Genomic DNA, 8,125 nt, shown 5'->3' on the forward strand with positions numbered 1-8,125 from the left:
CCCGGGCACCTCGGGGAGGGCCGGGCGGTCGGGCGGGTGGGGGCTACCGCCTGGAGACGACGCCGCAGGCGATGCGCGGGCCGCTGTTGCCGGGGCCGAGCGGGCCCGTGTTCGTCCGGAGGTCGTCCTCGTTCTGGTGGATGACGAGGGCGGTGCCGTCCGCGTCGAAGAGGTCGGCGATCGCGAACTGCTCGAGCGTGGTGCTGAGACGGCCGACACCGGCGGGGTTGACGACCAGGTTCGGGAGGTCCCCGGCATGGTGGCCGGCCGGGTTGTGGTGCCCGTGCTCCGCGCCGGTCGGGTTGAAGTGCCCCCCGGCGGACGCGAACGCCGGGGTGGTGCTGCCGTCGCAGCGCCCCACCGCGTGCAGGTGCATGCCGTGCAGGCCGGGGGCGAGGCCCTCCACGTGCACGCTGAGGTGCACACGCCCGGCGGCGTCCTCCACCAGTCGCGCGGTCCCCACCACCTCGCCCGCAGGGTTGTGGAGGCGCACCTCCGCCTGCGCGGCGGACCTCTCCGCGGTGGCGGCGCCCGGAGCCGAAACGAACGCGGTCGGGCTGGCCTCCTGCCCGGAAGTCGCGGGCGAGGTGAGTCCGGCGGTGCAGCCCGACAGCAGGAGAGCGGAAGCGGGAAGCGAGATCAGGATGCGGGAGATCATGGGGCCCCTCGATAGGCTCGGGTGTCGTCACGTCCGGGGCGGTCGCCCCGGACGCGAGCGAATATGAGGGGGCGGCCGTGGGGGGGTGAGGGGAGTGCGGTGGTTCCGACCGGCGGTGCGACGAAACGGTCCATCGCGACGACGAACCGGCACCCCGAGCGGGACGATGGACGAGCCCGGCGGCGTCCGGTGCGCCGCCGGGCTCGTCTACGCCCTCGCCCCCGGCGCGAACGTCAGCGTGACGGGCACCGGTCGGCTCCGCGCGTGAGCCACCAGTGCGTCACCCGGGCCGAGCCCGGGATCCGGTCCGGGGCCTGCCGAACCTGCTGCGCGTCCCGCGGGGGGCGCACGTCCAGGGCGAAGGCGATCCCCGGGGCCGTCGGGAACCAGACCACCGTCTCCCCCTCCACCACGTCGGCGCAGGCGCGTCCGTAGGCCTCCCGCAGCTCCGAGAGGCGTGACCCCACCCCCAGGCGCTCGCGCGTGCGGGTGACCGTGTCGCGCACCGCGATCCGGGAGACCGTGTCGCCGGAGAGGACCGCAACCGCGCGCCCTCCCTGCCCGAGCGGGACCGTCACGCCGCGCCCCGGGGAGCCCTCGCGGACCCAGGTGGTGTCGCGCGCGCGGGGGGCCGCCTGGCGGAGAGCCGCCGAGGTCATCCCGAGCGAAACGGGCCCGAGCCGGTCGCGCCGCGCCGCCACCGCGGTGTCCGCCGGCCCCGGCGGGACGGAGTCGCTCCCCGGGACCCCGATCGTGCTGATCTCGCTCTCCACCTCTGTGACCGCACGGCCGTCCGGCCCCGTGAGGCGCGCGCGGACGACGCGCCCCCAGAGCTGCCCCTCGGCTTTCGCGACGGCGGGCGGGATGCGGATCTTCTGCTCCACCGTCTCCGTCCTCCCCGGGCCGAGCGGGGGATCGTCCAGCCGATAGGAGAGCCGGATCCCCTCCTCCTCGGAGGTCGCCATGGTGACCTCCCGGGCGCCCGGCGCGGGCGCCACCGGCTCGACCCAGCCGGGCACGAACAGGTCGAGGCGGGCGCCGCGAACCGCGGTGCGGCCCTGGTTGGTGATCGAGGCGCGGATGGTGCCCTCCTCCCCGGGGCGGAGCAGGCCGGGCGCCTCCATGCGGAGGAGGAGCGCCCCGGGATCCGTCACGGTCGCCACCACCGTGTCCGCGTCCGCGCCGCGGTTACGGGCGCGGTCGATCACCTCGCAGGCCGGGGTCGCCAGGAGCAGCGCGGCGATCCCGGCGTGGAACGCTCCCAGGCGCATTCGAGCCTCCTCCTCGGGAAGTGAAGGTCCACGGAACCGATCCGGCGCCGTGGGCAGCCGCTCCCACGTTTGCGAGAATCACACCAGCGACCGTGCACGACCGGGGCGTGCGGCCGGGGCTCGGGAACATCCGGTGCTCCCGGGTGTCTATGTCCGCCGGCCGCGGGTGCCTGCCCGGCGGATGGCCCTCCGGTAGTCCGATCCGAATCCCATACGACGAGCCTCGGGCACCCGGTGCCCGGGACGTGTTCCCAGACGAGACGAGCAGATGCGTTCACATCCGCGCATGCTCGCCGCCGCTGCCCTTTCCCTGGGTGGCCTCGGCGGCCTGCTGCCGCACGACTCCGGAACGGCCGGCGAGCTCGGCCCGACGACCACGGTCCCGGGCGCGGCGGTCGCCGCCGCCTCGCCGATCCCGATTCCCATCGCGCGCCGGGTCGAGAGCATCCTCCACAGGGCGGCGCCCACCGCGGCCGAGATCCGGGCGCTCCGCGTGCAGAGTGCGGTGAGCGCGCTGGCCGGCCGGGTCGTGGAGCGGAGCGACCCGAACGCGCTCCGCTTCGCTTTCCAGGCGTACTACAACTACCGGGCGGCGCACCCGGAGCAGGTGCGCAAGCCGTACCTGTACTACGTGGACTACGGGCTCGACAGCCGCACCCCGCGCGGGTACGTCTTCGACATGGACCGCCTGGAGGTGGTGGACGGCCCGTTCACGGTGGCGCATGGGCGCGGGTCGGCGGGTGAGGGGGTGCCGACGCGGTTCTCCAACCTGCCGGGGAGCTACGCCACGTCGCTCGGCCTCTTCCTCACCCAGGAGACGTATACTTTCAGCGGCAGCGCGGGCGGGGGCTCCTACCGCTCCGTGGGGCTCCGGCTGCAGGGCCTCTCCGGGCCCTTCAACAGCGCGGCGCGCGACCGCCGCGTCGTCGTGCACGGGGCCCCGTACGTCACGCCCGAGCGGGCCGGCCGCAGCGAGGGGTGTCCCGCGATGGAGGAGGAGCGCGCCCAGGAGCTCCTCCCCCTGATCAGCGACGGCGGCCTGGTGTTCCTCTTTTCGCCGCTGGATCCCGCCTGGCTCCGCGGCGAGCCGTGGGTGCAGGGCGCCGCCGGAAAGCTGGGGACGCGCGGATAGCGGCTCGGCCTGTCCAGGACCACACGAGAGCCCCGGCGATGGACGCATCGCCGGGGCTCCGTACGCCCGGGATTCTGCGCAATCTGTTGATCCTATAGAAAGCTTGGATTATCTTGAGGGCAACCTCTGAGGATCATCCATGCCTACGATCTCGGCGTACACGTCGGACGAGCTGAAGCGCAAGATCGACCGGATCACGCGCGAGGAGGGGCGTAAGCAGGCCCAGGTCGGGAGCACGGCCCTGGAGCTCTACGCGCTCCTTCCTGCGGCCGCGCGCCGTGCGTACCTGGAGGTGAGCGCCGCGGAGGAGGAGCTGCACACGGGGGTGCTGGAGCGGGTCGTCGCGGAGGTGAGCCGCGCGCTCCTGAACGCCAAGTGGGAGATCACGAGCACCCGTCTTATCCAGGAAGTGCGCGAGCGAGGAGACCTTCCCGAGGGCGACCTCTCGGAGGAGGAGATCGCCCGGCTGGCCGTAGACCTCGCCTCCCGCGCCGGGTGACCGGCCCGGCGGGGGCCGCTGGTGACCGGCTCCGCGTCTGCCTGGACCTCAACGTGTACGTGGCGGCGGAGATCGCGCTGGCGAAAGGGCGGCACGACACCACGCCGCTGCGGCTCCTGGACGCGTGCAGGCACGGCCGGTTCGACCTCGTCGTGTCGCACGGGATGCTGGAGCGGCTCACCTCCGTGCTGCGCCGTCCTCCTTTGAACCTGACACTCGCCCTCGCAACCGAGCGCGCGCAGCTCGTCGGCGAGCTGGCTGCGCTTCCGAACCTCCTCGTCCTCGGGGGAGGAGTGATGCCGCTGCGCGACGTGGAGGATCGCGGCGTGCTGGAAGCGGCGCTGGCGGGACGGGCGGGCTGGCTAGCGACCTACAACCTCGCCGACTTCTCCGGGATCGCGGAGCCCGACCCCGAGACCGGCTTCCTGCGTGTGCGCGGAGTCCTGATCGTCCATCCGGCCGATTTCGCGCAGACGATGGGGCTCTGACGACGACACCCCGGCCCGTACCGCACCCCGTGAGGTGACGCCCGGGTGGTACGGGTCGTGCCGGCGGATGCGCCACCGGGAGCGCCGATGCTGCGTCGGCGCCGGAACACGAGCGGCGGGGGGCGGGATGGCGGTGCCTGACGCGGTGGTGGTGGGCTCCGGCCCGAACGGGCTGGCGGCGGCGATCGTGCTGGCGCAGGCGGGGCGCTCCGTGGTGGTGCGCGAGCAGGCGGACACCATCGGCGGGGGGATGCGGACCGAGGAGCTGACGCTCCCCGGCTACCGACACGACGTCTGCTCCATTGTCCACCCGCTCGCCCTCTCGTCACCCTTCTTCCGCACCCTCCCCCTGGCCGAGCACGGGCTGGAGTGGGTGCACTCCCCCGCCTGCCTGGCCCACCCCTTCGACGACGGCAGCATCGCGCTCCTGGAGCGCTCCATCGACGAGACCGGCGCCACCCTCGGGGCGGACGCGCGGGCCTGGGAGCGGCTCCTGGGGCGCTGGGTGCGGCGCTGGCCCACGCTGGCGGAGGACGTGCTGGGGCCGCTGGAGTTTCCGGACCACCCGCTGCTCCTGGCGCGCTTCGGGCTGCAGGCGATCCGCTCCGCGGACGCGCTGGCGAGGAGCGCCTTCCGGGAGAAGCGGGCGCGGGCGCTCTTCGCCGGGAACGCCGCGCACTCCATGGTGCCGCTCACCGCCTCGCCCACGGCGGCGTTCGGGCTCACGCTGGCCGCCGCCGGCCACGCGGTGGGGTGGCCGATCGCGCGGGGCGGGTCGCAGAGCATCGCCGACGCGCTGGCCTCGTACCTCCGCTCGCTGGGGGGCGAGATCGTCACCGGCGCCCCGGTGGAGAACGTGGACGAGCTGCGCGGGGTGCGCACGGTGCTGCTGGACCTGACGCCGCGACAGGTGCTCCGCGTCGCCGGGCACCGCCTCCCCGCCCGCTACCGCCGCGCGCTGGAGCGGTACCGCTACGGCGCCGGCTCCTTCAAGATGGACTGGGCGCTCGACGGGCCCATCCCCTGGCGGAACCCGGAGTGCCTCCGCGCCGCCACGGTCCACCTGGGCGGGACGCTGGAGGAGATCGCCGCCTCCGAGCACGCGCCGCTCGCGGGCGAGGTCCCGGAGAAGCCGTTCGTGCTGCTGGTGCAGCCCACGCTCTTCGACCCCGGCCGCGCGCCGGAGGGGAGGCAGATCGCCTGGGCCTACTGCCACGTCCCCTTCGCCTGCGACGTGGACATGACGCGGGCCATCGAGGACCAGGTCGAGCGCTTCGCCCCCGGCTTCCGCGACCGGGTGCTGGAGCGCAGCGTGATGCCGCCGTCCGGGCTGGAGCGCCACAACCCCAACCTGGTGGGCGGGGACATCAGCGCCGGGGCCATGACGCTGCGGCAGGTCTTCTTCCGCCCGGCGATCCGCCGGAACCCCTACACCACCCCCGTGGAGGGGCTGTACCTCTGCTCCGCCTCCACGCCCCCGGGCGGCGCCGTCCACGGGATGTGCGGCTACTACGCCGCCCAGGCCGCGCTGAAGCACCCCATGGACGCGCCGGAGAGCTGACGGCCGGGACGGGAGATGCTGGCCGGGAGGTGGGGGGAGGCTCCGCAGGAGGTGCGTCTGTGTGAGCCCGCGCCGCACTCACGTCTCGCGCGAGTGGTCGGGCGAGTTTCGCACCTCCGGAGGAGCCTCCCCCCGCCGACCCCTCGCGAGAGAGCACGGTGCAGTACGCAACGAAGCCCCCGGAGGCAGTCACCTCCGGGGGCTTCGTCGTGTCCGGCTCCGTCCGCGGTCAGCGCCTGGGCGCCGTACCTCGCGGGGGGGTGGAGACCGGGAAGCCGCGGTCGCGCATCAGCGCGTCCACGACGGGGTCGCGGCCGCGGAAGGCGCGGAAGGCCTCCGCCGGGTCCACCGTGTTCCCAACCGAGAAGATCAGCTCGCGCAGCCGGCGCGCGACCTCCGGGTCGTAGAAGCCGCCGGCCTCCGTGAACGCCTCCGCCGCGTCCGCGGTGAGCACGTCCGACCACAGGTAGCTGTAGTACCCGGCCGAGTAGCCGTCGCTCCCGAACACGTGGCCGAAGTGCGGGGTGCGGTGCCGCATCACGATCTCGCGCGGCATCCCCAGCTCCGCCAGCGTCTCACGCTCGAAGGCGTCCGGGTCGATGTCGCGGTTCCCGGCCAGGTGCAGCTTCATGTCGATCAGCGCGCTCGCCAGGTACTCCGTGGTCGCGAAGCCCTGGTTGAAGGTGGAGGCGCGCTTGATCCGGTCCACCAGCGCCTGCGGGATCGGCTGGCCCGTCCGGTGGTGGAGGGCGAAGCGCTGCAGCACCTCCGGGGTGGAGAGCCACCGCTCCAGGAGCTGCGAGGGGAACTCCACGTAGTCGCGCGCCACCGCCGTCCCCGCGAGGGTGGGGTAGGTCACGTTGGACGAGAGGCCGTGCAGCGCGTGCCCGAACTCGTGGAAGAGCGTCCTGGCGTCGTCCCAGGAGATCAGCACCGGCTCGCCGGGCTGCCCCTTCACGAAGTTGGAGTTGTTGGAGACGATGGTGGTGATCTCGTCGTCCATCCGCTGCTGGCTGCGGTACGCGTTCATCCAGGCGCCGGAGCGCTTCCCGGCGCGGGCGTACGGGTCGAAGTACCACAGCCCCACGTGCCTGCCGGTGGCGCGGTCCTTCACCTCGTACACCGACACGTCCGGGTGGAAGACCGGGACGTTCTCCACCGGGACGAAGTCGAACCCGAACAGCTCGCCCGCGGCCCAGAACATCCCCTCGCGCAGCTTGTCGAGCTGCAGGTACTGCTTCACCTCGTTCTGGTCCAGGTCGTAGCGCTCCTCGCGCACCTTCTCGGCGTAAAAGCGGTAGTCCCACGGCTCGATGACGAGGCTCGCATCCTTGCGCCGCGCGACCGCCTGCATGTCCGCCACTTCCTGCTTCACCCGCGACACGGCGGGCGTCCACACCGCCTCCATCAGCTCCATGGCGCGCTCCGGCGTGCCGGCCATGGCGTTCTCCAGCCGCCAGTGGGCGTGCGTGGGGTAGCCCAGGAGCGCGGCCCGCTCGGCGCGGAGCTTCAGGATCTCGGAGATGATGGCGTTGGTGTCGGTCTCGCCGCCCATGTCGCCGCGGTTGGCCCACAGCCGCCACGCCTTCTCCCGCAGGTCGCGCCGCTCGGAGTAGGTGAGGAACGGGTCCATGGCCGAGCGGGTGTTGTTGATCACCCACGCGCCGGGCATCTGCCGGGCCTCGGCCGCCGCCTTCGCGGAGGCGCGCACCGACTCCGGGAGCCCGGCCAGCTCCGCCTCGCTCCGGAGGACCAGGAACTGGTCCGTCTCGTCGGCGAGGACGTTCTGGTTGAAGCGGGTGTAGAGCCCGGCGAGCTTCTGGTTGATCTCGGAGAGGCGCGCCTTGGCCGCCGGCTCCAGCCGCGCGCCCGCGCGCACGAAGTTGTTGTGGTAGACCCAGGCCAGCCGCTGCTGCTCCGGCGTGAGCCGCGCCTTCTCCGGCGACTCGTACACCGCCTGGATGCGGCGGAACAGGGCCTCGTTCTGCGTGATCCGGTCCGAGAAGGCGGCCAGCTTCGGAGCCATCTCGCGCTGCACCGCCTGGAACGCCGGGGTGCTCAGGTTGGAGCCCCAGATGCCGTAGACGGTGCTCACGCGGTTGAGCGTGCGTCCGGCGCGCTCCAGCTCCGCGATGGTGTTCTCGAAGGTCGGCGCGGCCGGGTTGGCGGCGATCCGCTCCACCTCGGCCAGGTTCTCGGCCATGGCGGCTTCCAGCGCCGGCTCGAAGTGCGCGACCTCCACGCGGTCGAAGGGCGGCACCCCGCCGTACGGGCCCGTCCACTCGGCCAGGAGCGGGTTGGCGGCCGTGGCGGGCGCGGGGGTGGCTGCCGTGGTCACGGGCTGCACCGTGGCGCAGCCGGCCGCGGCGGCGGCGAGCGCCAGCGCGGCGGTATGGACGACAAAGGTTTGACGCATCGGCTCGTGTCGGGGTCGTGGGAGATGCCCGCCGCGGGCGATCACGCGGCGGACCGGCGTCGGACAACGGGTACCAGCGGAGCGCCGGTAGGTTCCCGTC

The 8,125-nt window shown here is 73.4% G+C and carries 7 protein-coding genes; 4 read left to right on the plus strand and 3 right to left on the minus strand.

Translation table 11 applies throughout. From position 1 onward, the window contains the following. Window positions 1-43: 43 nt before the first annotated feature. Together VGR37_14110 and VGR37_14115 are read right to left on the minus strand one after the other, a co-directional pair. Complete coding sequence (locus VGR37_14110; protein ID HEV2148533.1) at window positions 44-658, minus strand: superoxide dismutase family protein; 615 nt, start codon at window positions 656-658, stop codon at window positions 44-46. A gap of 233 nt (window positions 659-891) precedes the next feature. After that, window positions 892-1,929: a hypothetical protein gene (locus VGR37_14115; protein HEV2148534.1), complete on the minus strand. Its 1,038-nt coding sequence runs from the start codon at window positions 1,927-1,929 to the stop codon at window positions 892-894. 268 nt (window positions 1,930-2,197) lie between these two features. On the opposite strand from VGR37_14115, the gene VGR37_14120 reads away from it, so the two are divergent. The 4 genes from VGR37_14120 to VGR37_14135 all read left to right on the plus strand — a co-directional run bounded on the left by VGR37_14120 (window position 2,198) and on the right by VGR37_14135 (window position 5,609). Then, window positions 2,198-3,061, plus strand: a complete 864-nt coding sequence (locus tag VGR37_14120) for a murein L,D-transpeptidase catalytic domain family protein (GenBank protein HEV2148535.1) — start codon at window positions 2,198-2,200, stop codon at window positions 3,059-3,061. A 139-nt stretch (window positions 3,062-3,200) separates the two neighbouring features. Then, entirely contained in the window at window positions 3,201-3,560 is a 360-nt protein-coding gene (locus VGR37_14125; GenBank protein ID HEV2148536.1) for a hypothetical protein, read from the plus strand. Continuing rightward, a complete protein-coding gene (locus VGR37_14130) occupies window positions 3,557-4,048 on the plus strand; it encodes a PIN domain-containing protein (protein HEV2148537.1) in 492 nt (163 codons plus the stop codon). Before VGR37_14125 ends, VGR37_14130 begins: the two co-directional genes overlap by 4 nt. A 127-nt stretch (window positions 4,049-4,175) precedes the next feature. Beyond that, complete coding sequence (locus VGR37_14135) at window positions 4,176-5,609, plus strand: NAD(P)/FAD-dependent oxidoreductase (protein HEV2148538.1); 1,434 nt, start codon at window positions 4,176-4,178, stop codon at window positions 5,607-5,609. A 229-nt stretch (window positions 5,610-5,838) separates the two neighbouring features. Here the strand turns inward: VGR37_14135 and VGR37_14140 are convergent, their stop codons facing one another. Continuing rightward, window positions 5,839-8,025: a M3 family metallopeptidase gene (locus VGR37_14140; protein ID HEV2148539.1), complete on the minus strand. Its 2,187-nt coding sequence runs from the start codon at window positions 8,023-8,025 to the stop codon at window positions 5,839-5,841. Between the last annotated feature and the right edge of the window lie 100 nt (window positions 8,026-8,125).

Source organism: Longimicrobiaceae bacterium, assembly GCA_035936415.1.
Lineage (GTDB): Bacteria > Gemmatimonadota > Gemmatimonadetes > Longimicrobiales > Longimicrobiaceae > JAFAYN01.

What these genes read in the sequence shown, in the direction of transcription:
- VGR37_14115 (HEV2148534.1), bottom strand. Translation starts at nt 1,929, where the DNA reads ATGCGCCTGGGAGCGTTCCACGCCGGGATCGCCGCGCTGCTCCTGGCG.
- VGR37_14110 (HEV2148533.1), bottom strand. Translation starts at nt 658, where the DNA reads ATGATCTCCCGCATCCTGATCTCGCTTCCCGCTTCCGCTCTCCTGCTG.
- VGR37_14120 (HEV2148535.1), top strand. Translation starts at nt 2,198, where the DNA reads ATGCGTTCACATCCGCGCATGCTCGCCGCCGCTGCCCTTTCCCTGGGT.
- VGR37_14135 (HEV2148538.1), top strand. Translation starts at nt 4,176, where the DNA reads ATGGCGGTGCCTGACGCGGTGGTGGTGGGCTCCGGCCCGAACGGGCTG.
- VGR37_14125 (HEV2148536.1), top strand. Translation starts at nt 3,201, where the DNA reads ATGCCTACGATCTCGGCGTACACGTCGGACGAGCTGAAGCGCAAGATC.
- VGR37_14140 (HEV2148539.1), bottom strand. Translation starts at nt 8,025, where the DNA reads ATGCGTCAAACCTTTGTCGTCCATACCGCCGCGCTGGCGCTCGCCGCC.